At 68.2% G+C, this 26,974-nt stretch carries 26 protein-coding genes and 1 pseudogene; 14 read left to right on the forward strand and 13 right to left on the reverse strand.

From position 1 onward, the window contains the following. Positions 1-83 precede the first annotated feature (83 nt). The gene (locus UK23_RS37805) at positions 84-1,769 is read right to left on the reverse strand and encodes a DEAD/DEAH box helicase (protein WP_045316581.1); all 1,686 of its coding nucleotides are present in this window, start codon (positions 1,767-1,769) and stop codon (positions 84-86) included. A gap of 156 nt (positions 1,770-1,925) precedes the next feature. On the opposite strand from UK23_RS37805, the gene UK23_RS37810 reads away from it, so the two are divergent. After that, on the forward strand, positions 1,926-3,005 hold the full coding sequence (locus UK23_RS37810) for a YihY/virulence factor BrkB family protein (protein ID WP_045316582.1): 1,080 nt from the start codon (positions 1,926-1,928) through the stop codon (positions 3,003-3,005). Between the two features lie 78 nt (positions 3,006-3,083). Here UK23_RS37810 and UK23_RS37815 read toward each other — a convergent pair whose 3' ends face one another. Then, positions 3,084-3,329, reverse strand: coding sequence for a DUF3039 domain-containing protein (locus tag UK23_RS37815; protein WP_045316583.1), 246 nt, complete (start codon positions 3,327-3,329; stop codon positions 3,084-3,086). Between the two features lie 31 nt (positions 3,330-3,360). Here UK23_RS37815 and UK23_RS37820 point away from each other — a divergent pair, with 31 nt between their 5' ends. After that, entirely contained in the window at positions 3,361-4,260 is a 900-nt protein-coding gene (locus tag UK23_RS37820; RefSeq protein WP_045316584.1) for a pseudouridine-5'-phosphate glycosidase, read from the forward strand. Further along, positions 4,257-5,133: pseudogene (locus UK23_RS37825) on the forward strand (carbohydrate kinase family protein). The gene UK23_RS37820 and the pseudogene UK23_RS37825 overlap by 4 nt, the downstream one beginning before the upstream one ends. A 230-nt stretch (positions 5,134-5,363) precedes the next feature. On the opposite strand, the gene UK23_RS37830 reads toward UK23_RS37825, so the two are convergent. Further along, the gene (locus tag UK23_RS37830) at positions 5,364-5,678 is read right to left on the reverse strand and encodes a DUF3099 domain-containing protein (RefSeq protein ID WP_045316585.1); all 315 of its coding nucleotides are present in this window, start codon (positions 5,676-5,678) and stop codon (positions 5,364-5,366) included. A gap of 77 nt (positions 5,679-5,755) precedes the next feature. Here UK23_RS37830 and UK23_RS37835 point away from each other — a divergent pair, with 77 nt between their 5' ends. The 6 genes from UK23_RS37835 to UK23_RS37860 all read left to right on the forward strand — a co-directional run bounded on the left by UK23_RS37835 (position 5,756) and on the right by UK23_RS37860 (position 13,036). Further along, positions 5,756-7,243, forward strand: a complete 1,488-nt coding sequence (locus UK23_RS37835; RefSeq protein WP_045316586.1) for a PucR family transcriptional regulator — start codon at positions 5,756-5,758, stop codon at positions 7,241-7,243. 25 nt (positions 7,244-7,268) lie between these two features. Then, positions 7,269-8,738, forward strand: a complete 1,470-nt coding sequence (locus tag UK23_RS37840) for a DUF7059 domain-containing protein (protein WP_045316587.1) — start codon at positions 7,269-7,271, stop codon at positions 8,736-8,738. After that, a complete protein-coding gene (gene dtd / locus UK23_RS37845; RefSeq protein WP_045316588.1) occupies positions 8,735-9,160 on the forward strand; it encodes a D-aminoacyl-tRNA deacylase in 426 nt (141 codons plus the stop codon). The genes UK23_RS37840 and dtd overlap by 4 nt, the downstream gene beginning before the upstream one ends. Positions 9,161-9,439: 279 nt before the next feature. Then, positions 9,440-10,429 (forward strand): sigma-70 family RNA polymerase sigma factor, encoded by a 990-nt coding sequence (locus UK23_RS37850; RefSeq protein WP_045316589.1) that lies wholly within the window; start codon positions 9,440-9,442, stop codon positions 10,427-10,429. Positions 10,430-10,783: 354 nt separating this feature from the next. Then, positions 10,784-12,442, forward strand: coding sequence for a fumarate hydratase (locus UK23_RS37855; RefSeq protein ID WP_045316601.1), 1,659 nt, complete (start codon positions 10,784-10,786; stop codon positions 12,440-12,442). A gap of 240 nt (positions 12,443-12,682) precedes the next feature. Next, the gene (locus tag UK23_RS37860) at positions 12,683-13,036 is read left to right on the forward strand and encodes a glyoxalase (RefSeq protein WP_045316602.1); all 354 of its coding nucleotides are present in this window, start codon (positions 12,683-12,685) and stop codon (positions 13,034-13,036) included. 280 nt (positions 13,037-13,316) lie between these two features. On the opposite strand, the gene UK23_RS54880 is transcribed toward UK23_RS37860, so the two are convergent. The 9 genes from UK23_RS54880 to UK23_RS37910 all read right to left on the reverse strand — a co-directional run bounded on the left by UK23_RS54880 (position 13,317) and on the right by UK23_RS37910 (position 21,523). Then, entirely contained in the window at positions 13,317-13,508 is a 192-nt protein-coding gene (locus UK23_RS54880; protein ID WP_063778156.1) for a hypothetical protein, read from the reverse strand. A 346-nt stretch (positions 13,509-13,854) separates the two neighbouring features. Then, positions 13,855-14,391, reverse strand: a complete 537-nt coding sequence (locus tag UK23_RS52210; RefSeq protein ID WP_156213685.1) for a hypothetical protein — start codon at positions 14,389-14,391, stop codon at positions 13,855-13,857. A gap of 136 nt (positions 14,392-14,527) precedes the next feature. Then, entirely contained in the window at positions 14,528-14,893 is a 366-nt protein-coding gene (locus UK23_RS37880; RefSeq protein ID WP_231114859.1) for a hypothetical protein, read from the reverse strand. Positions 14,894-15,051: 158 nt separating this feature from the next. Then, positions 15,052-16,179, reverse strand: a complete 1,128-nt coding sequence (locus UK23_RS37885; protein WP_231114860.1) for a hypothetical protein — start codon at positions 16,177-16,179, stop codon at positions 15,052-15,054. Then, positions 16,176-17,435 carry a glucarate dehydratase family protein gene (locus UK23_RS37890; RefSeq protein WP_045316594.1) on the reverse strand — a complete coding sequence of 420 codons (1,260 nt, stop codon included), beginning with the start codon at positions 17,433-17,435 and terminating at the stop codon, positions 16,176-16,178. The genes UK23_RS37885 and UK23_RS37890 overlap by 4 nt, the downstream gene beginning before the upstream one ends. A gap of 13 nt (positions 17,436-17,448) precedes the next feature. After that, positions 17,449-18,351 (reverse strand): 5-dehydro-4-deoxyglucarate dehydratase, encoded by a 903-nt coding sequence (locus tag UK23_RS37895; RefSeq protein WP_045316595.1) that lies wholly within the window; start codon positions 18,349-18,351, stop codon positions 17,449-17,451. Between the two features lie 9 nt (positions 18,352-18,360). Continuing rightward, entirely contained in the window at positions 18,361-19,242 is an 882-nt protein-coding gene (locus UK23_RS37900; protein WP_052685411.1) for a carbohydrate ABC transporter permease, read from the reverse strand. Continuing rightward, positions 19,239-20,210 (reverse strand): carbohydrate ABC transporter permease, encoded by a 972-nt coding sequence (locus UK23_RS37905; protein WP_196778068.1) that lies wholly within the window; start codon positions 20,208-20,210, stop codon positions 19,239-19,241. Before UK23_RS37905 ends, UK23_RS37900 begins: the two co-directional genes overlap by 4 nt. Further along, positions 20,207-21,523: an ABC transporter substrate-binding protein gene (locus tag UK23_RS37910; protein WP_045316597.1), complete on the reverse strand. Its 1,317-nt coding sequence runs from the start codon at positions 21,521-21,523 to the stop codon at positions 20,207-20,209. Before UK23_RS37910 ends, UK23_RS37905 begins: the two co-directional genes overlap by 4 nt. A gap of 119 nt (positions 21,524-21,642) precedes the next feature. Here UK23_RS37910 and UK23_RS37915 point away from each other — a divergent pair, with 119 nt between their 5' ends. The 5 genes from UK23_RS37915 to UK23_RS37935 all read left to right on the forward strand — a co-directional run bounded on the left by UK23_RS37915 (position 21,643) and on the right by UK23_RS37935 (position 26,323). Continuing rightward, on the forward strand, positions 21,643-22,449 hold the full coding sequence (locus tag UK23_RS37915; protein ID WP_045316598.1) for an IclR family transcriptional regulator: 807 nt from the start codon (positions 21,643-21,645) through the stop codon (positions 22,447-22,449). A 44-nt stretch (positions 22,450-22,493) separates the two neighbouring features. Continuing rightward, entirely contained in the window at positions 22,494-23,321 is an 828-nt protein-coding gene (locus UK23_RS37920) for an NAD-dependent epimerase/dehydratase family protein (protein WP_082115302.1), read from the forward strand. After that, the gene (locus tag UK23_RS37925; RefSeq protein ID WP_052685412.1) at positions 23,318-24,820 is read left to right on the forward strand and encodes an aldehyde dehydrogenase (NADP(+)); all 1,503 of its coding nucleotides are present in this window, start codon (positions 23,318-23,320) and stop codon (positions 24,818-24,820) included. Before UK23_RS37920 ends, UK23_RS37925 begins: the two co-directional genes overlap by 4 nt. A 95-nt stretch (positions 24,821-24,915) precedes the next feature. Further along, complete coding sequence (locus UK23_RS37930; protein WP_045316599.1) at positions 24,916-25,284, forward strand: heavy metal-responsive transcriptional regulator; 369 nt, start codon at positions 24,916-24,918, stop codon at positions 25,282-25,284. Between the two features lie 214 nt (positions 25,285-25,498). Then, complete coding sequence (locus UK23_RS37935; protein WP_045316600.1) at positions 25,499-26,323, forward strand: radical SAM/SPASM domain-containing protein; 825 nt, start codon at positions 25,499-25,501, stop codon at positions 26,321-26,323. On the opposite strand, the gene cpt is transcribed toward UK23_RS37935, so the two are convergent. Then, positions 26,301-26,855, reverse strand: a complete 555-nt coding sequence (cpt, locus tag UK23_RS37940) for a chloramphenicol phosphotransferase CPT (RefSeq protein ID WP_231114861.1) — start codon at positions 26,853-26,855, stop codon at positions 26,301-26,303. The genes UK23_RS37935 and cpt overlap by 23 nt on opposite strands. Positions 26,856-26,974 lie beyond the last annotated feature (119 nt).

Consider the following 26,974-nt stretch of genomic DNA (forward strand, 5'->3'; position numbering starts at 1 on the left):
AAAAAACGTTTGCGGACGAAGTCAAAAGACTCATTGCAAAGGTGCATACACGGCTGAGCAGGGGTTTCTCTGGCAGGAGTCGGCTACCAGGAACGCAGCGTCGCGATACGTTCCTCGAGCTGCTCGATGCTGGCCATCGCGGTCGGCGGGCCGCCGCAGTACTCGCGCAGCTGGTTGTGGATCTTGCCGTGAGGCTTCTTCGTGCGGTGGTGGTGCATCGCGACGAGGGTGTTGAGCTCCTTGCGCAGTGACGCGAGGCGCTCCTGCACGCCGACCGGCCGGGCCTCCCGCACCGCCACCTCGGGCTTGGGGCGCTTGGCCGCGGAGGCCATCTGCTCTTCCTGGCGCTGCAGCAGCAGCGTGCGCACCTGGTCGGGTTCGAGGAGGCCGGGCAGGCCGAGGTACTCCTGCTCCTCCGCCGAGCCCGCGAGGGTCGGGGCACCGAACGACGAGCCGTCGAAGATCACCTGGTCGAGCTCGGCGGTGGTGCCCAGTGCCGTGAAGGCGCGTTCGTCCTCGCCGGGCTCGTCCTTGGTCTGGTTCGCCGCGGCCATGAGCTCGTCGTCCCAGCCGTCTTTTTCGCGGTGCGGCTTGCCCAGGACGTGGTCGCGCTCGGCTTCCAGTTCGGAGGCGAGCTGCAACAGCACCGGCACCGAGGGCAGGAACACCGTCGCGGTCTCGCCCGGCTTCCGGTTGCGCACGAAGCGGCCGATGGCCTGGGCGAAGAACAGCGGGGTCGACGACGACGTCGCGTACACGCCGACGGCGAGGCGCGGCACGTCGACGCCCTCGGACACCATGCGGACGGCGATCATCCAGCGCTCGTTCGTCGCGGAGAACTCGGCGATCTTGCCGGACGCCTTCGGGTCGTCGGAGAGGACGAGCGTGGGGATCTGGCCGGTGACGCGCTGCAGCACCTGCGCGTAGGCCTTCGCCACGGTCTGGTCGGTCGCGATCACCAGGCCGCCGGCGTCGGGCAGGCCGTTCTCGCGCTTCTGCGTGAGCCGCTGGTCGGCGGCGCGCAGCACGGAGGCCATCCAGTCGCCGGCCGGGTCGAGCGCGGTGCGCCAGGCCCGCGCGGTCTGCTCCTGGGTCAGCGGCTCACCCAGGCGTGCGGTGTACTCCTCGCCCGCGCTGGTCCGCCACGACGCCTCGCCCGAGTACGCCAGGAACAGCACCGGCCGGACCACGCCGTCGCGCAACGCGTCGGCGTACCCGTACGTGTGATCGGCCTTGGACGTCTTGAAGCCGCCCGAGCTCTCCTCGTACTGCACGAACGGGATCGGCGAGTCGTCCGAGCGGAACGGCGTGCCGGTCAGGCAGAGCCGGCGGACCGCGGGCGTGAACGCCTCGCGGATCGCATCACCCCACGACTTGGCATCACCACCGTGGTGGACCTCGTCGAGCAGCACCAGCGTCTTGCGGTTCTCCGTGCGCACCCGGTGCAGCGACGGGTGGGCGGCGACCTGCGCATAGGTGACCGCGACACCGTGGTAGTCGCGGGAGGTCATCGCGTTGGTGTTGCGGAAGTTCGAGTCGATGTGAATGCCCTGCTCGGCAGCCGCCTTCGCCCACTGGTGCTTGAGGTGCTCGGTGGGCGTGACGATCGTGACGGCCTCGATCGTCCGATCCGCCAGCAGCTCCGCGGCCACGCGCAGCCCGAAGGTCGTCTTACCGGCGCCCGGAGTCGCGACGGCGAGGAAGTCCTGCGGTTTTGCGGCCAGGTACTTGGTCAGCGCCCGGCGCTGCCATGCCCGCAGCGGACGCATTGCTGCTGTCGCTGTCACGAGACGTGTTTCTCCTCATTTATGCAGGTCAGACATAGCAATACCCTCAGGCAGACCGTTGCCGAGGGCACCGTGACTCTACCTGTTCACGGCGTCGATGCCGCGAAACGTGGCCCCATGCACCATGCTTGTCTTGCGATGGGTGCGCCTACCGACAGCGACGCACGCAGGTCCGGCCGCAAGGGGCCGCTGCGTCTACTCGCGCGCACGCTGTCGAAGGCGTGGGAAGGCAACATCTTCTCAGAAGCCGCCGAGGCCGCGTTCTGGCAGACGCTGTCGTTCCCGCCACTTCTGCTCGGTGTGCTGGGCGCCATGGGTTATCTCGGCGACTGGTTCGGCCCCGAGATCGTCCACGCCGTTCAGGAGAAGATCATCGGGTTCACCCGCACGATCTTCAGCGCGGACGTGGTCAACGGCGTGATCGCGCCCACGGTCGCCGAGATCCTCAGCACGGGCAAGGGCGAGATCGTCTCCGTCGGCTTCCTGATCTCGCTGTGGGCGGGCTCGTCGGCCATGTCGTCGTTCGTCGACGCGATCACGGTCGCCCACGGCCAGTACGGCGTGCGCAACGAGTTGTGGCAGCGCATCTTCGCCCTGCTGCTGTACATGGTGTCGCTGGTGGCGCTGGTGGTCGGCCTGCCGGTGCTGGCGCTGGGGCCGGACGTCCTGCCGGAGTTGTTCCCGACGTCGTGGCAGCCCTACATCACGACGTGGGTGGGTCGCTTCTACTACCCCGGCGTGGCGCTGCTGCTCGTTCTCTCGCTGTCGCTGCTCTACAAGGTCGCGCTGCCGCGGAGACTGCCGTACCACCGCGTTCTGCCCGGTGCGGTCCTCGCGATGGCCGTGTTCATCCTGTCGTCCATCGGCCTGCGCCTGTACATCCAGTGGATCACCACCACCGGCTACACCTACGGCGCGCTGGCGACGCCGATCGCGTTCCTGCTGTTCGTGTTCTTCATCGGCTTGGCGATCACGATCGGCGCGTACTTCAACAGCGCGGTCCAGGACATGTGGCCGGCCCGCATGACCCGTCGCCAGCGTCGCCGGTGGCGTCGCCTGGAGATGGAACGGGCGGCCTCGCGCATCCGGTCCGAAAGTGCCACTCCCCAGCAGGAGAACACCTACTCGGCGCCGTCCCCCGCCGACACGCAGCTGACGTCGCCGTTGCAGATCCAGGAGCAGCGGTCGCACTCCGAGGAAGAAAGACAACGCGGTTAGCCCGGCGCACAAGAACAGCCGCACCTGGCGCCCCGAGCAGATCGAGGCGCCGGACGCGGCTGCTGGAAGTTCTGGGGCTTACTCGCCGCCGGCAGGCAGGTTCTCGTAGATCTTCTTGCAGTCCGGGCACACCGGCGAACCAGGCTTCGGCGACTTCGTCACCGGGAAGACCTCGCCGCACAGAGCGACCACGTGCGTTCCCATCACGGCGCTCTCGGCGATCTTCGCCTTGCGCACGTAGTGGAACATCTTCGGGGCGTCGTCCCCGGTCTGGTCGGTGCCTTCCGGCCGTACATCGACCTCGGGGAGAGTCTGGGTGCTCACGCGCCCAGGGTACCTGGGATGATGTCCCCTCGTGACCACGCTGCACATCGCCGAAGAAGTAGCCACCGCACTGGCCGAGAACCGGCCCGTCGTCGCTCTCGAGAGCACCATCCTGTCCCACGGGCTGCCCGCGCCGCGCAACCTCGCGGTCGCCGCCCGGTTGGAGAAGGTCGTGCGGGAGGCCGGTGCGGTCCCCGCGACGATCGCGGTGCTCGACGGTGTGCCGCACATCGGTCTCACCCCCGCTGAGCTGGAGCGCGTCTGCTCCGAGGACCTTCTCAAGCTCTCGTCGCGCGACCTCGGCCCCGCCTACGCCCTGGGTCGCAGCGGTGCGACGACCGTGGCCTCGACCACCGCGCTGGCCCACGCCGCCGGCATCCGCGTGTTCGCGACGGGCGGCCTCGGCGGCGTGCACCGCGGCGCGCGCGAGACGTGGGACGTCTCAGCCGACCTCGACGTGGTGGCGACGACGCCGGTCCTGATCGTCTGCTCCGGCGTCAAGTCGATCCTGGACATGGGCGCGACCCTCGAGGTGCTGGAGACCCGTTCGGTGCCGGTCGTCGGCTACCAGACCTCCTTCTTCCCCGCGTTCTACCGCCGCGAGTCGGAGTTCGAGGTGCCGTGGCGCGTCGAGAACCCCGCCGAGGCCGCCGCCGTGTTCGCCGCGGGTGGTCGCGGCATGCTCCTGGCGAACCCGATCCCGGCCGCATTCGAGATGGACTCCGCCCTGCACGACCGCCTGCTCGCAGAGGGCCTGCAGAAGCTCGTCGACCAGAACGTGCGCGGCAAGGACGTCACCCCCGTCCTGCTGGAGCACTTCCACACCGCGAGCGCCGGCGTGAGCCTCGACGCCAACGAGGAACTGGTCGTCAGCAACACCGCCGTCGCCTCCCAGGTCGCCGTAGCACTTTTCGGGGAGCTCTACCGGTGAGGCCGGTAGTCGTCGTGGGCGACGCCGGCCTGGACGTCGTCGCCCGCCACTCCGGCCCCATCGCCCACGGTGGCGACGTCAGGGCCAAGGTGACCATCGAACCGGGCGGCGCCGGCGCCAACACCGCCGTGTGGCTCGCCGTGCGGCGCCTCCCCGGTCCTGGTCGCCCGCGTCGGCGCCGACTCGGCGGGCCGCCAGGTCCACGCCGAACTGACCGCCGCGGGCGTGCAATGTGCGTTCGCCGTCGACCCGGAGCTCGCGACCTGCTGCGTGGTCGTGCTGGTCGACGAGAACGGCCAGCGCTCGATGCTCCCCGACCGCGGCGCCAACGCCCGCTTCTCCCCCGCTGACCTGGCCACGGGCCTGCTGGCGTCGCCCAGCGGTCACCTGCACCTGTCCGGCTACGTCCTGCTCGACGCGACTTCGCGCCCGGCGGGCCTCGCGGCTCTGCAGGCAGCCCGCGACGCCGGCTGGACGACGTCGGTCGACCCGCAGGCGGCGGTGCTGATCCACTCCGCGGAGGCGTTCCTGGAGGACGTGCGCGGCGTCGACATCCTCATGCCGAACGCCGACGAGCTCCTGGCCCTGACCGGCTCGGCCGAGCCGTCCTCCGCCAAGGCTCTCCTCACCCACGTCGGCGCGGTCGTCGTGACGGCGGGCCCGGACGGCGCCTCCTGGGTCGACGCCGACGAGCTGATCTCGGTCCCCGCTGAAACCACCGAGTGCGTCGACTCGACCGGAGCCGGCGACGCCTTCGACGCGGGCTTCCTGGCCGCCTGGCTGGCAGGCGCCTCGAAGCACGACGCCCTCCTGGGCGGCGTCCGCGCGGGCTCCCGCGCCGTCAGCCTCGTAGGCGCCCAGCCACCCCGCTAGCCCCTCTAACCGATATATCAGTTCGCCGCCGCACTCCTCGGCATGCAAAAAACGTTTGCGGACGAAGTCAAAAGACTCATTGCAAAGGCCCCCGCGCCGATATATCAGTTGGTCGGTGCCTTCTGACCTGCTGCTTAGCAATGACTCTTTGGACTTCGTCCGCAAAAGACTCGTTGCAAAGGGCTGGGCGGCTATAAGCGACGGGCGAGACGGGCGGGGTCGGCGGCGAGTCAGCCGTCGATGACGGTGGTGCTCTTGGGTGCGATGGCGCGGCGCTCGGCCTCGTAGCGGTTGGCCTTCTCGGCCTTGCGCGGCGGGCGGTCGTTGGCGATCAGCACGGCCATCCACGGCAACGGCACGGACAGCACGATGAAGAACAGCGCGAGCCACCAGGTGTGGGCGAACAGGGCCGCGAGGATGAGGCACGGGAAGCGCAGGCTCATCATGATCGCGTACTTGCGGCGCCGGGCGGCGTGCTGTTCCTCGTAGGACGGGGCCGCCTCGGTGATCAACACCGGGGTGTCGTTCCGGTCGGGACTGCTCACGACACCACCTCCACGCCTTCAATGGTCCCACGTCCGAGTGACGGCCGGGACACCCGGTCGGCGGTTAACATCCGCGAGTGGTCGCCCTTGATCGGCTCGTGGACGTGCTCGGCAGTCTGGGCACCCATCTGGCATGCGCGCCGAGGGGTCGTGACGTCGAGCTACGTGGGGTTGCCCTGCATGATCCGGCGGAAAACACGCCGGCGGCCGCAGGGGACGTCCTGCTCGGTCTCGGCACGCCGTCGGTGGCCGCCGCGGCGCGACTCGTGTCCGCGACCGCGGCCTCTGCGGTGGTGCTGCACGGAAAGCCGCCGCTCGACGAACGTGTCGTGGCCGCCGCCAGGAAGTCCGGCGCCGCGGTGTTGCTCGTGGATCCGTCCGTGCCGTGGGGCCAGCTGGCGAACGTCACGCAGACGCTGGTCAACGGCGGCACGCGCACCGGCGACCTGTTCGGACTCGCCGACGTGATCGCGGGTGTGGTGGGCGGGCCGGTGACGATCGAGGACCAGCAGTCGCGCGTGCTGGCCTACTCGTACCGGCAGGAGGACGTCGACCCGGTGCGGGTGCAGACCATTCTCGGGCGGCGCGTCCCTGAGGAGGCCCGGCGCGCGCTCGACGAGTTCGGCGTGTTCAGCCACCTCGCGTCGTCGGACGAACCGATCTTCGTGCCCAAGCTGACCCCGCAGCTGGGCAATCGGCTCGTGGCGGCTGTGCGCGCCGGCCGGGAGCTGCTCGGCTCGGTGTGGGTCGAGGTCACCGGGCCTGTCGACGCGGCGAGGTCGGCAGCACTGGTGGACGGCGCGCGCACGGCGGCGTTGCACCTGCTGAGGTCGCGGGCTTCGACGGACCTGGAGCGCCAGGCCGAGGCGGACCTGGTGATCCGGCTGCTCGAGCACCCGGAGTCCGCCGACGTCGCGCGGCTCGGGTTGCCGTCGGCCGATCTGCGGGTGATCGCGGTGCAGGCGCACGCGGGCGAGGGCGAGCACGGGGCGGCGGTGCTCGCGTTCCAGCGGGCGACGGCTGGGTTCGGCTGGTCGCGGCCAGGGCGCAGCGCGCTGTTCGGCAACGTCCTCTACACGGTCATCCCGGCGGCCGACGACGCCGTCGGCTGGGTGCGTTCACTGGTGCGAGAACTTCCAGCGGAAGCGACAGTGCTGGCGGGCATCGGCGGGCCGGCGGAGGCGACGCAGCTGCCGACGTCACGGCAGGAAGCCGATGAATGCCTCGCGCTTTCCACCGGCACACCGGTTGTATACGACGACGCCTGGGCACGTGTGCTGTTGCACCGGCTCGCCGCCGTCGCCGAGGCCGGACGACTCCCGACGCGCGGACCGATATCCAATATATTGCGGTACGACGCCGAGTACGGGACGCAGTACGCGACGACGTTGCGGGCGTGGCTCGCCGCGCAGGGGGACGTGCGGGCGGCGGCGCGGGAGCTGAACGTGCACCCGAACACGTTGCGGTACCGGATGCAGAAGATGGCGGAAGTGACGCCGCTGCCCCTCGACGATCCCGAACAACGGCTCGCGATGGCGATCGCCCTCCAGATCACGCGCCAATAACTGCGACGTGAAAACATCTGTACCCGTGCACCCTGATCTTTCCGCCGACTTGTGCGCTCGACTGCGCGAAGCCTTTCTCAACGCCGGCTACACCGCGGACGGCGTCGTCGACGCCCTCGGCCCCCAGGCCCACGCCGCGCTCGGCCGCGGTGAGCCCGAGCCCGCCCGCCGCGCCAGCAGGGACGCCGGGCCGCTCGGCACGTTGATCCGCCTCTTCCTGCTGGGCGACCAGGAGGCGGAACAGGACGTCCGCAAGGCGCTCGACGGGGTCGACATCAACGACGCCGTCAAGAACGAGGTCCTGACTGCCGACAGATCTGCAGGAGACCTGAAGGCGGGCCTCGACGTCAGGCCCTACGAGGACAACTGGTGGGTCATCGCCGACCTCGACTCCGACCTGCGCGGCGGAGCGGTCCCCGAGGACCACGTGCTCGGCGTCGGCCACGCCTCGATCAGCCTCGCCCGCGCCACCAAGCGCACCCCGGTCGGCACGGTGCTCGACCTCGGCACCGGCTGCGGCGTCCAGGCCCTGCACGCCAGCACCCACGCCGAGCGCATCACCGCCACCGACCTGTCCGAGCGCGCGTTGAGGCTCGCGCAGGGCACGTTCCGCATCAACGGCCTCGACGTCGAGACGCTGCAGGGCGAGTGGTTCGGCCCGGTCCGCAACCGCCGGTTCGACCAGGTTGTGTGCAATCCACCGTTCGTCGTCGGCCCGCCTCGTGTGGATTACGTGTACCGCGACTCCGGGCTGGCCGGTGACGACGCGTCGGCGCTGGTCATCCGGCAGCTGCCCGCGTTCCTGAACGAAGGCGGCGTCGGCCAGCTGCTCGCGTCGTGGGTGCACCGCAAGGGCGAGGACTGGGAGGAGCGCGTCTCCGGCTGGCTGCCGCGCGGCGGGATCGACGCGTGGTTCGTGCAGCGCGACATCGCCGAGCCCGCGTTGTACGTGGGCACGTGGCTCAAGGACGCGGGCGTCGACGCACGCAGTCCCGAGGGCCGGCAGAAGGCCGCCGCGTGGCTGGACTGGTTCGAGGAGAACGACGTCCAGGGCGTCGGCTTCGGCTACGTGACGCTGCGTCGCACCGACGAGATGCACTCCCAGGTCGTGTGTGAAGACCTCCGCCACGCCTACGACGACCCGCTGGGTCCGGAGGCGGCGCGGTGGCTCGACAACGTCGCGTGGCTGCGCGCGAATCCCGATCTGCTGGGCCAGCGGTTCCGGGTGGCGGACACGGTGCTGCTCGAAGAGGTGTCCGAGCCGGGCGACGAGGGCTGGCGCAAGGTCGTCGCGCGCCTGCACCGCACCGACGGGCCGGGCTGGCAGCACGAGGTCGACGAGGCGACCGCGAAGCTCGTCGCCGGGTGCAACGGCGCGCTGCCGCTCGAGGACCTGCTCGCACTCCTCGAGTTCGCTTACGGAGAAATCGATGCAGAAGCCGCGTTGCCGATCGTTCGCGATCTCATCCGGCACGGAATGTTGATTCCCGCGTGAAAGCAGTTGTGGCGCGCGTCACAGAGGCGAGCGTGGAAGTCGCCGGCGAGATCGTCGGCGCGATCAACGAGCCCGGATTGCTGGTGCTGCTCGGCGTCCACCACGACGACGGGGCCGAGCACGCCCGCAAAATGGCGCAGAAGCTGCACGGCCTGCGCATCCTCGACGACGAGCAGTCATGCGAGTCGACAGGTGCTCCGCTGCTGGTCGTCAGCCAGTTCACGCTCTACGGGGACACGCGCAAGGGCCGCCGTCCGTCCTGGACGGCGGCCGCACGGCCCGAGCACGCGGAACCCTTGGTGAACGCCGTCGTGCAGGAGCTCCGCCAAAAGGGCGCGCGGGTCGAAACGGGACGATTCAGAGCCGAGATGAAGGTACGCAGCGTGAACGACGGTCCGTTCACCGTGCTCATCGAGGTGTAGTCGGCCTCTTGACTAAACGGTTCTCAGCCAATCCTCAGATTACTCGCGCAACGCGTGTGACAGCGGTGACGTCTTCTAGTCAGGAAGTCGGGAACGAATTCGGAATCGGGTTCGTTACCCAGGTATCAGCCAGCTAGCGATGGGATCCCGAGCGGGCCCGCCGCAACCGGCAACCAGGGCGCAGCGCCGCGCCGCCTTGACCGCCACGCGCGACTGTTCGATCAGGAGATACAGGCCTGACCGACAGAAGCGTCGCCCGCAGCAGGGGGAGGGAGATCCATGACCGTCACGAGGATCTCCGACCGTGAAGTCGGAGAGAACACGCCCGCCGTCGTCGAGCACGAACTCGACGCCCAAGGTCCAGCAGCCGACCTGGTTCGAGTCTACCTGAACGGAATCGGCAAGACCGCGCTGCTCACCGCCGAGGAGGAGGTGGAGCTCGCCAAGCGCATCGAGGCCGGTGTCTTCGCGCAGCACGTCCTCGAGACGGCCGAGCGCCTCACGCCGACCCGCCGCGACGAGATGGGGGCACTCGTCCGCGACGGCCGCCGCGCCAAGGACCACCTGCTCAAAGCCAACCTGCGCCTCGTCGTCTCGCTGGCCAAGCGCTACACCGGCCGCGGCATGCCGCTGCTCGACCTGATCCAGGAAGGCAACCTGGGCCTGATCCGCGCGGTCGAGAAGTTCGACTACACCAAGGGCTTCAAGTTCTCGACCTACGCGACGTGGTGGATCCGCCAGGCCATCACCCGCGGCATGGCCGACCAGGGCCGCACCATCCGCCTCCCCGTCCACCTCGTCGAGCAGGTGAACAAGCTCGCGCGGATCAAGCGCGACCTGCACCAGACGCTCGGCCGCGAGGCGACGAACGAGGAGCTCGCGAAGGAAGCCGGCCTCAACGTCGACAAGGTCGCCGACCTGCTCGACCACGCTCGTGACCCGGTATCGCTCGACATGCCGGTCGGCACGGAGGAGGACGCTCCCCTCGGTGACTTCATCGAGGACTCGGACGCGACCGACGCCGAGAGCGCCGTCATCTCCGGCCTGCTGCAGGACGACCTGCGCCGCGTGCTGGCGACCCTCGAACCGCGCGAGCAAGCTGTGATCCGGCTGCGCTACGGCCTCGAGGACGGTCAGCCCCGCACGCTGGACCAGATCGGCAAGCGGTTCGGCCTGTCGCGTGAGCGGGTGCGCCAGATCGAGCGCGAGGTCATGTCCAAGCTCCGTCAGGGCGAACGCGCCGCGAAACTGCGCGCATACGCCTCGTAGTCACAGTTCGGACGTCACTCGTCCGGCAGTATTGACTTGTGACTCAACTCACGGCACGGTCGGGCGTTACCAAGCTTCGCGACGCCCTCCACCTCATGTCGTGACAGGGACAGTCGCCATCGAAGGAAGGTCGGGACGGCCGGGGGCCGCCCCGGCCTTCCGTATTTCGCGGCCGCTGCTCGCGGACCGCGCTCGCCGCTGAACACCGAAGGGTCTCCTCTGGGGACACCCAGACCCCGGCCTTCCGTATTTGTGGGGTACGGAACAGCGCCGTGGGCGGGGATCACATCAAGGTGTCCCTTTGATGGCGGTACGGTTTTCTGATCCGAACTGCACACCGTTGGAGTTGTGTACATCGTGCCCACCACTTTCGAGTACACGGACGTCCTGCCGCTCGCGAAGGACACCGAGACCGAGTACCGCCTCGTCACGTCGGACGGGGTGAAGCTGATCGAGGCCGGTGACCGCAAGTTCCTGGAGATCGCCCCCGAGACGCTGACGCTGCTGGCGAAGGAAGCCATCCGCGACATCCAGCACCTGCTGCGCCCGTCGCACCTCGCCCAGCTGCGCAAGATCATCGACGACCCCGAGGCGTCCGGCAACGACCGCTTCGTCGCGATGGACCTGCTGCGCAACGCGGCCATCTCGTCCGGCGGCGTGCTGCCGATGTGCCAGGACACCGGCACGGCGATCATCATGGGCAAGCGCTCCGAGACCGTGCTGACCGGCGGCGACGACGAGAAGGCCCTCGCCCGTGGCGTCTTCGAGGCCTACCAGGAGCTCAACCTGCGTTACTCGCAGATGGCTCCCGTGACGTTCTGGGACGAGAAGAACACCGGCACGAACCTGCCCGCGCAGATCGAGGTGTTCCACAAGCCCGGCCAGGAGCCCGTCTACGAGTTCCTGTTCATGGCCAAGGGCGGCGGCAGCGCGAACAAGACGTTCCTCTACCAGGAGACGAAGGCGGTGCTGAACCCGAAGCGCCTCGCGTCGTTCCTGGACGAGAAGCTCCGCTCGCTCGGCACGGCCGCCTGCCCGCCGTACCACCTGGCGGTCGTCGTCGGTGGCCTGTCCGCCGAGCAGAACCTCAAGGTCGCGAAGCTGGCCTCGGCCCGCTACCTCGACAACCTGCCCGCCGAGGGCTCGGCGGCCGGCCACGCGTTCCGCGACAAGGACCTCGAGCAGCAGGTCCTGGAGCTGACCCGCAACTTCGGCATCGGGGCCCAGTTCGGCGGCAAGTACTTCTGCCACGACGTTCGTGTCATCCGCCTCCCCCGCCACGGCGCGTCCCTCCCGGTCGGCGTCGCGGTCTCGTGCTCGGCGGACCGCCAGGCCAAGGCCCGCATCACGCCCGAGGGCGTGTTCCTGGAGCAGCTGGAGCGCGACCCGGCCCAGTTCCTGCCCGAGGTGGAGGGCGAGGACCTGTCCGACGAGGTCGTCCGCATCGACCTCACGCGCCCGATGGCGGAGATCCGCGAGGTCCTCACCAAGCTCCCGGTGAAGACCCGCGTCTCGCTGACCGGCCCGCTCGTCGTGGCCCGCGACATCGCGCACGCCAAGATCAAGGAACGCCTCGACGCCGGCGAGGAGATGCCGCAGTACCTCAAGGACCACCCGGTCTACTACGCCGGTCCGGCCAAGACGCCCGAGGGTTACGCGTCCGGTTCGTTCGGACCGACCACCGCGGGCCGCATGGACTCCTACGTCGAACAGTTCCAGGCCGCGGGCGGTTCGCTGGTGATGCTCGCCAAGGGCAACCGCTCCAAGCAGGTCACCTCCGCGTGCAACACCCACGGCGGCTTCTACCTCGGCTCCATCGGCGGCCCCGCGGCTCGCCTGGCCCAGGACTGCATCCGCAAGGTCGAGGTGCTGGAGTACCCGGAACTCGGCATGGAAGCGGTGTGGAAGATCGAGGTCGAGGACTTCCCCGCCTTCGTCGTAGTCGACGACAAGGGCAACGACTTCTTCGCCGAGACCTCCGCCCCGACCCTCCAGATCAGCTTCCGTCGTTGATCTTGGGAGCTGATCTCGGATGATCGCCGAGTTGTAGCCTCTAGCCACTCTCGCGGCCGGGCCAACTGATATATCGGTTGGCCCGGCCGTCGACTTTGTTGACCTTTGCAACAGGTCTTTTGACGACGTCGTCCAAAGAGTCATTGCTAAGCAGCAGGTGGGAGACTTGAGCGGTTTCATAACATCGATGAACGGTTAGCAGTACGCTTGTCCTGTATACGGGCGAGTGAGGGGGTCGTGGTGATTCATCACGTGCAGGTGGCGTGTCCGGCGGGTGCCGAGGACGAGCAGCGGGCGTTCTACAGCGGGGTGCTCGGGTGGGTCGAACTGCCGAAGCCGCCGTTGCTCGCGGCTCGAGGCGGGTGCTGGTTCGAGGTGCCCGGCGGGGGCGAGGTGCACGTGGGTGTCGAGGAGGACTTCCGGCCCGCGCGCAAGGCGCATCCGGCGTTCGTCGTCGACGTCGACGAGGTCGCCGAAGCTGTCGCGGCGGCGGGTCATCCGGTGGTCTGGGCTGACCCGGCGGAGATTCCGGGGCGGCGGAGGTTCCACACGTTCGACGGGGTGGGGAACCGCGTCGAGTTCCTGGCGGGATAGCAGCCAGTCGAGTGCGGACTCGGCATGATCCAAAACTGATATATGGCCATCGCCCGGTCTCAGGCGGAGCTCGGCGTTGGGGATGCGGGTGGCCAGCCATTGGCTGTGCGTCGGCGGGTTGATGTGGTCGCGGTCGCCGTGCAGGAGAAGGGTCGGCGCGGTGATGGAGGCCGGGTCGAAGCCCACGGAGTTACGTAGGCGAGGTCGTCGTCGATCAGCGGGGCCGGGCCGTTCGCCATCGCCGGGCGGACGACCTTGCCGAACCACGACCACCGGCCGTTCAGAGTGGCGAGATCGGCCGCGGAGAACTCCATGTCGTATTCGACGCCAGACGCTCGTGGCGCTCCTTCTCCGCGCGGCCCGCGGCGGCGGCGCGCAACGACGCCTCCGCCGAAGCGACCATGCCGGCGAACCAGTCGAGGCCGTCGGCGTCGAAGGGTGCAAGAGGCGCACCGGCGGCGACGGCGGTCACGCGGTCCGGCAACAGTGCGGCGCACGCGAGGGCGTGTGGTGCCCTGCTCTTATGAACGACAGGCTGAGTCGCCGAAGGCCGGGAACTGCAGGAGGCCGAGAGCGTCGGCGATATGCGATATATCAGTCGCCGCCGACCCGACCGGGCGATCGCCGACCGAGGTTGAGCCGCCGTAGCCGGGGCGGTCGTAGGAGATCCAGCGGACGCCTGGGCGGAAGAGCGGTTCTGGCGGCAGACCGATGTTGGGCGTGCCGTGGTGCCATACCACCGGTATACCGTCGCCCACGTCGTATACACGCAGTACACGATCGCCGAACCGCAGATCGCGCGGCTGAAGATCCATATATCAGCCGGTCTCCTCGCGAGATTCGAGAACGAGGCGGCGGGTGCCCAGCGGGGCGGCCAGGCGCACGGTCAGCGGTACCTGGCGGATCTCCTGGGTGCACACCTTGCCAGGAGGCTGCTTGGTGATCGTGACCAGCGTGATCTGGACGAGGTCGGCGGACTGGCCGGACACCTCGGCACGGGCCTCCTTGCAGCCACCGCCGACACCGAAGACCTCGACGTCAGCGCCGTCGCCGAAGACGTAGGCCTCGGCGCGGTAGGTGTCTGACAACGATGTCGTGTCGACCTTCTCCTTCGGTACCGGCGTGACGTTGGGCGGCACGACCGGCTTCTCCTCGGAGATCGAGACCGGAGGCTGCACCGGGGCAGTCGGGTTCGAACCGCCGGAGGAGCCGGGCGCGGATGTGCCCGTCGTGGGCGCGCCGCTGGACGAGCCGGACGACGATCCGGGCGCGCTCGACTGCGAGCCGGACGAACAGCCGGCCAGCGCTCCCGACACGGCAGCGGCGAGAGCAACGGCAGCGACGACGTTTCTCATGCGCACCATCCTTGCAAACCGGGCCAAGGGGCCCTGTGAGTTGACGCCGTGAAGAGAAGGAGATGCCCGGCCGACGGGGCAGAGGCCGACCGGGCACCGTGGGGGGAAGGTCTACTTCTGGGCCCTACTTCTGGGCCTACTTCTGGGCCTGCCGCGACGTCAGCACGACCGTGCGCTCACCAAGGGGCTCGGACAGCTGCACCGTCAAAGGAGGGAAGCGGATGTCCATGGTGCACATCTGCTTGGTCAGCGGCGTCGTCTCGACGAGCTCGATCTTCACCGCCGAAGCAGATTGCTCCAGCACGGACGCGCTCGCCTTGCCGCACCCGCCCTCCTGGGCGATGACACCGACGGTCCGGCCGTCACCCTGTGTCCACACCGTGTGCGGATAGTCAGGGGACAAAGCGTTGGTGTCCAGCTTTGTCACCGGTTTGCCGTCGGGCGGCACTTCTCCGGGCGCGATGTTCGGCGGCACTTCAGAGGGCGAGGTGGCGGTCGGCAACGTTGGACCGCCACCTGCCCCAGTGCTCGCGTTCTGCGCACTGCCACAGGCCGTGACCACCAGCAGCAGGACGCCAGTGCTAACTACGGTTCCTATGTGCCTCATGTTCAGAGGACGGAACCGCCAGCACCGTGGGTTGCAACAACTTCACTTCACAGTTACCGGCTAACGGCAGTTACAGCCTCTCGCAAGGCTTCCAGCCTTGCCGCGGACGCGAGACCCCCGTGGTAGAGGTGGAACTCCTCCACGCCGGCATCCAGATAAGCCAGCCACTCCTTCGACAGCGCGGCACCATCCGCGGGCTTCGGCGGCAACCCCAGCACGTACGCGGCGATCCGCGTGTCCGGAGCGGCAGCGCGCAGAGCCTCGATGCCCGGCACGGCGACCTCGGGACCAGGCCAGCACATCGTCGTCAGCACGTCGATGTCCGCGTCCAGACCACCGGCAACGGTCGCGAACGGCCCGGTGCCCCAAGGATCAGCCGTCACGTGCATGCCGACCCGGACCGAAGGCGCCACAGCACGAATCTCGGACACCAGCCGAGACCGCAAGGACCGGACAACGCCAGTGCGAACCGCCCGCACGTCATCCGCGAGCGCACCCAGCGCCTCCTCCACGCTGGACGCGCCGCGATCAACCCCGGCCCGGACCGCTTCACGCAGGGCGTCCGGGTCGGCGTACAAGGCGGTGCAGGCAGAGCAGAAGCACAGCGACAACAGCTTCTGCTGCACCGCGTCCCAGTCGGTGCCGTCGGTCTTCTCGTGGTGCCCGCCGTGGAAGAACCCCAGCGGCCCCGCGGCCTCGAGGATGATCCCGTCCGGTGCACCGAGCTCCAGCACCTCGGACACCAGCACCGACGTGTACTCCACGACGTCGGGCTGCGCGGTGCACAACGCGTACGGGTACCGATCCCCGAACGCGTTCACCACCGTCACGTCCGGGTGCAGGTCACCCAGCCGCGAGTTGTGCGTCAGGACCGTCCACGCGTACACGGGAAGCCCAGCCGCACGAATCAAAGCAGCCGCTTCGCCGAACGAGTTCGACGAGTCCGTCCAGGACGGTTCGGCCGGCACGAGCCGGCCGAAGTTCGACGACCGCACCGGCAGGTAGAACGCCGCGTGCCGAGCGTCGACCATCCGGTGCGAAGGGTGCAACGGTGTCGCGGCCCGCACGGTGTGGTACGACGCGGCCAGGGCGATCGCGTCCACCCCGAGACCCTGGTACCGCGCGACGGCCTCGGGATCCCCGATCAGGTCCCACGGATAGGCGTGGACAACCGACTTCACCACCGGGGACGCTTCCTCTCGTAGCTGGGGTCGAACTTCTGCATGTAGCCCGTGTCGTCCCGCGCGGTGATCCCGCACCGGACGTAGTTCTCCGCCAAGCGCGCCAACGCATCCCGATCCAGCAACACACCAAGACCAGGCGTCACCGGCACCGGCACCGAACCATCCACAAAGGACAGCACGCCCGGCTCCACAACCTCGTCCTGAGCGTTCCACGGGTAGTGCGTGTCGCACGCGTAGTTCAGGTTCGGCGTTGCCGCGGCCAGATGCGTCATGGCAGCCAAGGAAATACCCAGGTGCGAGTTCGAGTGCATCGACAGCCCGATGCCGAACGTCTGGCAGATCATGCCCAGCTGACGCGACCGCTGCAGACCACCCCAGTAGTGGTGATCCGACAGCAACACCTGCACCGCGTCCTGCTCCACCGACGGCTTCAGGTGCTCGAACGCGACCACGCACATGTTGGTGGCCAACGGCATCGGCGCCTGGAGAGCCACCTCCGCCATCCCGGAGATCTCCGGCGTCGGGTCCTCCAGGTACTCCAGCACGCCGTCCAGCTCGGCCGCGACCTTCAGCGACGTCGCGGGAGACCAGGCAGCGTTCGGGTCGAGCCGCAGCGGGTGGTCCGGGAACGCCTCGCGCAACGCCCGGATCGCCTCGATCTCCTGCTCCGGCGGGAAGACACCGCCCTTGAGCTTGATCGACCCGAACCCGTACTCGGAAATCATCTTGGACGCCTGCGCCACGATCCCGGCGGGGTCGATCGCCTCGCCCCACTCGTCGGGCTCGGCGCCAGGATGCCCGTCCCACTTGTAGAACAGGTAAGCCGAGTACGGCACGGCCGCACGAACAGCCCCGCCCAGCAGGTCGTGCACCGGACGCCCCAGAGCCTTGCCCTGGATGTCCAGGCACGCCACCTCGAACGGCGAGTACACCCGGTCGACGGCGCTCTCCGCCGTGATCTTCCCGGTCAACCCGTGCTTGTCCGGCGCGGCCTTGCCACCGAGCAGAGCGGCGACCCGCGCGTGCATCTCGTTCAGGGCGAAGACGTCAAGGCCGATCAGGGAGTCCACAACGGACCGTGAGCGTTGCAGGTGCCCAAGGTCGCCGTAGGTCTCCCCCAGCCCCGAAATGCCCTCGTCGGTGTGCACCTCGACGATCGTGCGCAGCGCCCACGGCTCGTGCACGCCGGCCGCGTTCAGCAGCGGCGGGTCGCGAAAAGCGATCGGTGTCAGAACAATCTCGGTGATCTTCACAGCGAAAGCTCCCTCAGGCCAGCAGTGCCTTGCCCGCAGCGATGATCTTGTCCAACGCCGCCAGGTGCTCGTCCGAGGGGTCGATCAACGGCGGCCGCACGCCACCGACGTCGAGCCCGTTCGCGCGCACCGCGGCCTTCACCAGGGCGACGGCATAGCCGGGGACCTTGTCGCGCAGCTCGACCAGCGGCTTGTAGAACTCGAACAGAAAGCGGTTCACCAGTGCGGTGTCGCCCGCCTGCACGGCGTTGTAGAAGCCCAGCGAGATCTCCGGCGCGAAGCAGAACACCGCGGACGAGTACAGCTCGACACCGATCCCCCGGTACGCGAGCTGCGTCATCTCCGCGGTCGGCAGGCCGTTGAAGAACTGGAACGGCTTGTTCACGGCCGCACGCACCGACAGCACGATCCGCTGCATCTGGTCGAGGTCGCCGATGCCGTCCTTGAAGCCCACCACGTTCGGGATGCGCGCGACCTCGACGGCCGTGTCCGGCGTGAACCGCGCGTTGTTGCGCTGGTACACGATGATCGGCAGCTCGGTGGCACCCGCGACCTCGGTCACGTACCGCACGAGTCCGGCGGCCGGGTTGGTCACGAGGTACGGCGGCAGCAGCAGGATGCCCTGCGCCCCAGCGCGTTCCGCCGCCTGCACGAACTGCTTGGTCGCCACGACCGAGCCGCCCGCACCGGCGAACACCGGCACCTTGCCCGCGGTCGCCTCGACCGCCACCGACACCGCGCGCTCGAACTCCTCCAGCCCCAGCGCGTGGAACTCGCCGGTGCCGCACGCGGCGAACACCGCGCCCGGGCCGGCGGAGACACCGTGCTTGACGTGCTCAGCCAGCACGTCGAACGCGATGTTCCCCTCGGTGTCGAACGGGGTCACCGGAAAGAACAGCACACCATCGAGTTGCATACCAGACACTCATCCCTTGATCGCTCCGGTGGTGATCCCACGCAGGAAGGACTTCTGCAGCGACAGGTACACGACCAGGCTCGGTACCAGCGCCAGCAACGCTCCGGCCAGCACGATGCCCGTACCGACCATGTCGTCGGATCTGAGCGCGAGAAGTGCGACCGTGAGCGTGTAATCGGAGGGGTCAGCGGCGACGATCAGGGGGAGCAGGTACTGCTCCCAAATCATGTTGAAGCCGAACACGGCGATGACGCCGAGCGCGGGCCTGCACAGCGGGAGGATGATCTGCGCGAACAGCCGCAGCTCACCGGCACCGTCCACTTTGGCCGCTTCCTCCAGTTCGGCGGGGATCTCCCTCATGAACTCCGTCATGACGAAGATGGAGAAACCCCACGCCCCCAGGGGGAGGATGACGCCGAGCAGGGTGCCCTTGAGACTCACGTGCACCAGCGGTAGGTCTCCGATCACCAGCGACAGCGGGATCGCGATGACCTCCTCCGGCAACATCATCGTGGCAAGGATGACCAACAACGCGATGGCCTGACCGCGGAACTTCTTGCGCGCCAACGCGTAGGCGGCGAACACGCTCACCGCCAGCTGCAACAGCAGGGCACCCCCGGCGATGATCAGCGAGTTCGCCAGGTAGTGCCAGATCTTGTTCTCCGCCGCGACCTGGAAGTTGATCAGCGACGGGTTGTCCGGGATGACCGAGAGCTTGGTCGGGTCCGGGTTGTGGTCGAACGCGCCGGAGAAGATGACCAGCAGCGGGCCGCAGAAAAGGATTACAGCGAGGGCGCTCAGAAGAAACCTGATGCCCTTGCTGACCCACGCGTCCGATCGGGTGGACCAGCCGATGGCGCTGTCGAAGCGGCTGGAGTTGATGCTGCTCATCGCGCCTCCTTCTTCCGGCGGTACCACTGCACGCTGACCGTCATGACCAAGGTAACGAGGAACAACACCACGGAGCCAGCCGATGCGAGACCGGCCTCGGACTGCTCGAACGCCGTTGTGTACACGCGCGTCATCCAGACGTCGGTCGAGCCGGCCGGACCACCGCCGGTCAGCACGTAGACCTCGGTGAACACGCGCAGGCCGCGAATCGCCGCCAGCGTCAGCAGAATCGTGATCACGGGACGCAACGCCGGCAGCGTGACGTTCCAGATCCGTTGCGGCGTCGAGGCTCCGTCGATCGCGGCGGCCTCGTACTGCTGGCGGTCGATGCCGGCGAGCCCGGCGAGGATCAGCACCATGTCGTACGGCGCGTGCTTCCAGATGCCGACGAACATGACCGACACCAGCGACGTGTCCGGGTTGCTGATGTACTCCCACGGCCCCAGACCGACCCACGAGATGAGGTCGTTCAGAAAGCCTTCCGGCGCCGGGTAGAAGAACAGGCGCCAGATCTCGCCGATGACCGCGGTCGCCGCGACCACCGGCAGGAACACCGCGGACCGGACGAACCACAGCGACTTGGCGTGGCCTTCCAGCAGCAGTGCCAGGAAAAAGCCGATGAGCATCGCACCGAGCGTCTGCCCACCGGCCAGGACCAGCGTGTGCCAGGACGCCGTCAGGAACTTCTCGTCCTGCAGGATCGTGGCGTAGTTCTTGAAGCCGACGAAGATGTCGCCGAGGAAGGGCCGGACCTCGAAGAGCGAGAGCCGGATCCCTTCCGCCATCGGGATGAACTTGAAGACCAGGAAGATCACTGCGGCGGGAAGCAGGAACAGCCACGGGACGAAGGTGGCTCCCGTGAGGCGACGCCGGCGGCGCCGCCTCACGGGGTGGGTTTCGACGGCACCGCCGCCACTAGCCGTCGAGCCCACGTCTTGGGTGTCGCTGACCGAGTGAACTGCGGTCACTGCGACGCCTTCTGGTTTTCGAGTTCCTTCTTCAGCGCCTCCGCCAGCGTCTTCAGCTCAGCCGACGAGTCGGCAGGGCACTTGGCGAAGATCGAGTTCAGGGTCTCCGAGGTCTTCTGCCGGAAGGGCGTGAAGTTCGGAACGCTGGGGAACGGCCGCGCCTCGCTCTTGTACACGCCCGCCACGGTCGCCCACCGCGGGTCGTTGTACGTCGCGTTGACGTCGACGTTCTTGTTGACGGGCAGGCGGACCACCGGCTGCGGGTCGCCCTTCATGCCGGCCTGCTGCGCCTCGGGCGTGATCAGGTACTCGGCGAGCTTCTTCTGGTCGCCGGTCTTCGCGGAGCCGGCCATCAGGTAGATGTCCTCGCCCTCGCCCAGGACCGTGGCACCGGCCGGGCCGCGCGGAGACGCGATGACCTCGTACTTGTCCTTGCCGACCGACTTGTCGAAGCGGCCGATCATGTACGGGCCGGTGAGGTAGATGCCGCTCTTGCCCGACTCGAACAGCGGGTGCGCGTCGTTCGTGCTCAGCGTCAGCGAGCCCGGCTGCATGACCTTGTCCTCGCAGAAGAGCTTGCGCAGGCGCTCGACCGCCTTGGTCGACTCGGGTGAGTCGATGCCGACGGAGAACTTGCCGCCACCCTCTTGTTCCAGGATGTCGCCGCCGCCCTGCCAGATGTAGCTGGCCGCCCACCACGCGAGGTAGCCGCGGTCGACCGTGCCGGGGACGAGCATGCCGTAGGTGTCGTTCTGCCCGTTGCCGTCCGGGTCGTTCTTGGTGAACGCGCGGGCCAGGTCGTCGAGCTCGTCCCACGTCGTCGGGATCGGCTTGCCGAGCTTCTCGCGCCAGTCCTTGCGGATCAGCGTGACCATCGCCTGCGTGGAATACGGAATACCGTAGTACTTGTCGTCCGCGCCCTTGCCGTTGTTCCAGGCCCGGTCGACGATGTCGCCGCCGCCCGCGATGTCCTCGCGCTTGATCTCGGTCGTCCAGCCCTGCTTGACGAAGTTGCCGAGCGAACCGGTGTCCGTGATGACGACGTCGGGGAGGTCCTTCGACGCGGCGCGCTGCTGCACCTGCTTGTCGAAGTCGTTGAAGATCGGCTTGTAGTCGACCTTGACGCCGGTGGAGTCCGTGAACGACTTGAAAATCTTCTCGTAGACCTTTGCCGTTGCCTCCGTCGAGCGGGTCCACACCTCGAGGGGCTTGTTCGGGTCCTTGGTCGACGCGGGCGCGTTCGAACTTCCACAACCTGCAAGCAGCGCCGCCACGCTGAGTGTGGCGAGTGTTGCGGCAGTTCTGCGTCGCATCGTCGGAGCCCTTCATTTTCACGTATGTGAACCGGGGTCGTACTTGTGAACCTGGTGCAGGACTGTAAGAATCAGCACAGCAACGTGTCAAGGGCGTGTTGCGAACAGGTTCCGCAAGGATGAGCACTGGAGGCCAGGTGGCGTCGCCGATCGACAAGGGCACTGCTCGTCCAGGTGCGGTCAAGTCCGCCGACCGCACAGTTGAGCTGCTCGAAGTGCTCTCCGCGTCGGACCGCAGGCTGACGCTCACGGAGCTCCATCGCGAGCTCAGCTACCCCAAGTCGAGCCTCTACATGCTGCTGCAGACGCTGGTTGCGCGCGGCTGGGTGGAGGTCGACTCCGACCGCGGCACGTACGGCATCGGCGTGCGCGCACTGCTCGTCGGTACGTCCTATCTGGACCACGACCCGGTGGTGCGCGCGGCGATCCGCGTGATGGAGCAGGTGCGGCAGGACATCAACGAGACCGTCCACCTTGCCCGTTTGGACGGCGCGGACGTCGTCTACCTGGCGAGCCGCGAGTCCGAGCACCACCTGCGCGTCGTCTCGCGCGTCGGCCGCCGGTTGCCCGCGCACTCGACGTCGCTGGGCAAGGCCGTGCTCTCGACGCGCACGCCGGAGGAGGTCGACCTGATCCTGCCCGCCGAGCTCGCTCCGCTGACCCCGAACACCGTGATCGATCGGGCGGCACTGCACGAGCAGCTCGCCGGCTTCCGAAATGTCGGTTATGCCCACGAACGCGAGGAAAACACCCCTGGACTGGGCTGTTTCGCCGTGGCGTTGCCGTACCGGAACCCCGTTCTGGACGCTATGAGTTGCTCGGTCCCACTGGGCAGACTGGACCCCGAGCACGAGCGGCAGGTCGTCTCCGCTCTGCTGGACGCTGCCCGAACGATCACCGAGCTTCTCCGCCAGTTCGGTAGGTGAAAAGGTTTACTGAAACATCTGCACACGACGGAGGGGTCCATCCCGTGACCGCACGCATCCTGATCACCGGCGCCGGTGGCGGGGTGGGAACGCTCATGCGTTCTCGCCTCGCGGCGGACGGCCGTGTCCTGCGGCTGCTGGACATCGCGGAGCTACCCGCGGCCGCTGACGGCGAGAACGTCGAGATCGTCCAGGCCTCGGTGACCGACATGGCCGCGATGGAGGCGGCGATGAAGGACGTCGACGCCGTGATCCACCTCGGCGGCCACAGCCTGGAAGAGGCGTGGGACAAGATTCTCTCCGTCAACATCGACGGCACGCACACGCTGCTCGAAGCCGCCCGGCGCACTGGGGTTCGCCGGGTCGTTCTGGCCAGCTCGAACCACGCCGTCGGCTATGTCGAGCGGGCCAACGGCGAGGCGGGTGATTACCTCTTCCCGCGCCCGGACACCTATTACGGTGTGTCCAAGGTGGCGCTGGAGGCGTTGGGGTCGCTCTACGCCGACCGCTACGGCATGGACGTGATCGCTGTGCGCATCGGTTCGTGCTTCGAGAAGCCGCGCGACGTGCGGATGCTGTCGACGTGGATGTCGCCGGACGACGGTGCGCGCCTGTTCGAGGCGTGCCTTTCCGTCGCGTCACCGGGATTCCGGATCGTGTGGGGCGTTTCGGACAACAAGCGCGGCTGGTTCTCGCTGGACGAGGCCCGCGCGATCGGTTACGAGCCGCAGGACAACTCCGAGGAGTACGCGGCCGCCGTGTTGGAGCAGCACGGCGGTGAGCTCGACCCCTCGTCGTACGCGGCGAAGTACGTGGGCGGCGCCTGGTGCGGCCCCGATTTCGACACGGCAGTCAAGGAGGCAGGGCGTTGAGCCACGTCGTGCAGGGATACAACCCGCGCACCGGTGAGCCGTTCGGCGAGCCGGTTGCGAAGACCCCCGACAGCGAGGTGGACCGGATCGCCTCGGCTGCGGCTACTGCGTTCCCGGCGTGGTCGGTCGAGCCGGCAGCGGATCGCGCTGTCGTGCTGGAGAAGGTCGCGGACGCGCTGGACGCGGAGTCGGACCTGTTGGTCGCCACGGCCGACGGCGAGACGGCGCTGGGTGTGCCGCGGCTGACGACCGAGCTGAAGCGCACGACGAACCAGCTGCGGTTGTTCGCGGAGGTGTTGCGGGAGGGCAGTTACGTCGAGGCCACTTTGGACTCGGCGAACCCGGACATCATTCCGCCGCGCCCGGTGCTGCGCCGGGTTCTCCGTCCACTGGGGACGGTCGCGGTGTTCTCCGCGTCGAACTTCCCGTTCGCGTTCTCGGTGGCCGGTGGTGACACGGCTTCCGCTCTCGCGTCCGGATGTTCCGTTGTGGTGAAGGCACATTCGGCGCACCCGTCGACGTCGCGCGAGACCGCGCGAGTTGTTCTGGACGCGTTGCGGGATGCCGGTGCTCCTGAGGGTGTCTTCGGCATCGTGTACGGCACCGAGTCCGGTGTCGCGCTGGTGAAGCACCCGGCGGTGCGCGCGGTCGGCTTCACCGGGTCGACCGGTGGCGGGCGGGCGTTGTTCGACCTGGCCCAGGGCCGGCCGGACCCGATCCCGTTCTACGGCGAGCTCGGCAGCGTGAACCCGACGGTGATCCTGCCGGGTGCGGCCACGCCGGACATCGCGGCTGGTTTCGCCGCGTCGTTGACGATGGGTGTCGGGCAGTTCTGCACGAACCCCGGTCTGGTGTTCGCGCCGGAGTCGATCGTGCCGGCACTGGGTGAGGCCGTCGCGGCGACGTCTGGTGGCGCGATGCTGAACGAGCGGATGTGCGACTCCTACAAGGCGGGCACGGACGCGCTGGCCGCGTCGGACCTCGCTTCGGTGGTGTCCTCCGGCGTGCGCCCCGACGAGGCGTGGGCCGTGGCGCCGCTGCTGTTCTCGACGTCGGTGAAGGTGTTCGAGGAGAACCTCGAGAAGCTGACCGAGGAGCACTTCGGCCCGGCCGCGCTGGTCGTGACGTACTCGGAGCCGTCGGAGCTGCACTCGGTGCTGGCGAAGCTGCCGGGCACGCTGACGGGCACCGTGCACGCGGCCGAGTCGGACCACGCGGAAGCCGGTGCGGTGGCGGAGATCCTGCGGCACGTCGCGGGTCGCATCATCTTCAACGCCTGGCCGACGGGTGTCGCGGTGGCGTGGGGTCAGCACCACGGCGGGCCGTGGCCGTCGACGACGAACCCGCTGCACACGTCCGTTGGCGCGACGTCGATCCGGCGGTGGATCGCGCCGGTGACGTACCAGTCGTGGCCGGACGCGTTGCTGCCTGCCGAGCTGCAGGACGCGAACCCGCTGGGCATTCCGCGCCGGGTGGACGGTGTGCTCGTGGTCGACTGATCGGTTTGCGGGCGGGGCTGCTGACGTGACGTCGGCGGCCCCGCTTTTTTGCGCGCTTGACATTGGAGTGCGCTCACAGGTTTAGCGTGGGGTGCATGAGAGTCGCCGAGCTCGCACGTCAGGTCGGGGTCCGGCCCGACACCGTCCGGTACTACGAGCGCGCGGGTCTGCTCGCGCCGCCGCCGCGCACGTCGTCGGGGTACCGGCAGTACCCGTCGTCGGCCGCGGACCGGATCCTGTTCATCCGCGACTGCCAGCGCCTCGGCCTGACGTTGCGCGAGATCTCGTCGTTGCTGGAAGTCCGCGACACCGGCGAGTGCCCGTGCGAACCGGCAGAGCAGCTGCTGCACCGGCACATCGCCGAGATCGACGCGGAGATGGAACGGCTCGCGCGACTCCGTTCGGACCTGGTGGACATGGTCGGAACCGACTGTTCACCGTTGTGCCCGCCTGAGGGGAGGTGATCGGGAGTGGACGACTGCTGCACGTCTTGCGAGTGCTGCTGACCGACGATTGATTAGTCGATTCACACCAATCCGGCGAGGCGCCCGCCGGATTCGTGTCGGAAACATGTCACTCGTCCAACAGCAGCCCGATGTTTAAACGAATTCGACAGCTCCATTCTCGACTCGCCGGGGCAAGATGGTCATCGCACGGCGACGTCCAGGGGAGCGGGACATGACCGACCTGCGTTTCGCATGGCTCGAGATCACCGGCAAATGTCAGCTGAGCTGCACGCACTGCTACGCGGACTCCGGCCCGCGCGGCACGGACGGCGTGCTGCGAACATCGGACTGGTTCCGCGTCATCGACCAGCTCGCCTCTCTGGGCGCGCGGTCCGTTCAGTTCATCGGCGGCGAACCGACATTGCACTCCGATTTACCCGCGTTCGTGGACCGGGCCCTGGATGCCGGTCTCGGAGTCGAGGTGTTCAGCAATCTCGTGCATGTCGGCCCCCGGCTGTGGGACACGTTCTCCCGTCCCGGAGTGCGCCTGGCGACGAGCTACTACTCCGACACCGCCACGCAGCACGAGGCCATCACGGGCCGCCGCGGCAGCCACGCGCGCACCCGCGCCAACATCGCCGAGGCCCTGAGCCGCGACATCCCGTTGCGCGCCGGTGTCATCGATGTCAGCTCTTCCGACTTCATCGGCCGGCAACGCACACACGCCGCGCGTGATGAGCTTTCCGGTCTCGGCGTCTCTTCCGTCGGCGTCGACCGTCTGCGCGGAGTGGGTCGTGGCGCAAACGTTTCACCTGGGCCTGACCAGCTGTGCGGCCGCTGCGGGCACGGCGCCGTCGCCATCTCCCCCACCGGCGAGGTCTGGCCGTGCGTCTTCGCCCGCTGGATATCGCTCGGCAATATATTGGATACGGATCTTGAAACGATCCTGTCGACCGTGACCGTTGCATCTCTTGAGACGTCGCCGGTGACAGCCGGCTCTTCCTGCTGGCCTCAAGGCGGCGGCTCGTGCGCGCCTAACGATCCTCCGCGCCCGTGATTCTCTTCGCGATCGCCCTGGCGCACTCGACGGCCTCGGTACGCGTGGTGTCGACCTCGACGTCGTAGCTCATCCCCCTGTGCACCAGCTCCGCCTGCACCGCGGCCATCCCGGCGACCCGATCGCCACGCGCGAGCTCCCGCCCGGCGGCGACCTCGGCGTCACACCTCACCCCGACCCACAACACCTCGAACCCCTGCAAGACCTTCTCCCACCGCTGACGCGACTCGATCCCGCCGAGGAACACGTCGTCCACGATCACCCGCGCCCCAGCGCGAACCATCGCGGCGACCCCCTCCATCCACGCGTCCTCGAGCAACCGGAACTCGGCCCCGACGGTGACCTCGCCGTCGTCCGCGAACCCGATCCCCTCGGCGCCGAGCTGCAACCGCGGCGGCATCACGTCGATCAACGTGTCCACTCCGATGGCCAGCCACGCTTCCGGCAACACGGCCTGCAGACACCGTGCGATCCCCGACTTGCCGGAGCTCGACCCACCGTTGAGAACGATCACCCGCACACCGTCAGCCACGCCTCGACCGTACCCTTGGCAATGGGTCTTTTGACGACGCCGTCAAAAGACCCATTGCTAAGCCCCAGCTCACAGCGTCGCGCCGGCTGATATATCGGTGCGCCGGGCCAGCCGGATGC

The organism is Lentzea aerocolonigenes (assembly GCF_000955955.1).
GTDB lineage: Bacteria > Actinomycetota > Actinomycetes > Mycobacteriales > Pseudonocardiaceae > Lentzea > Lentzea aerocolonigenes_A.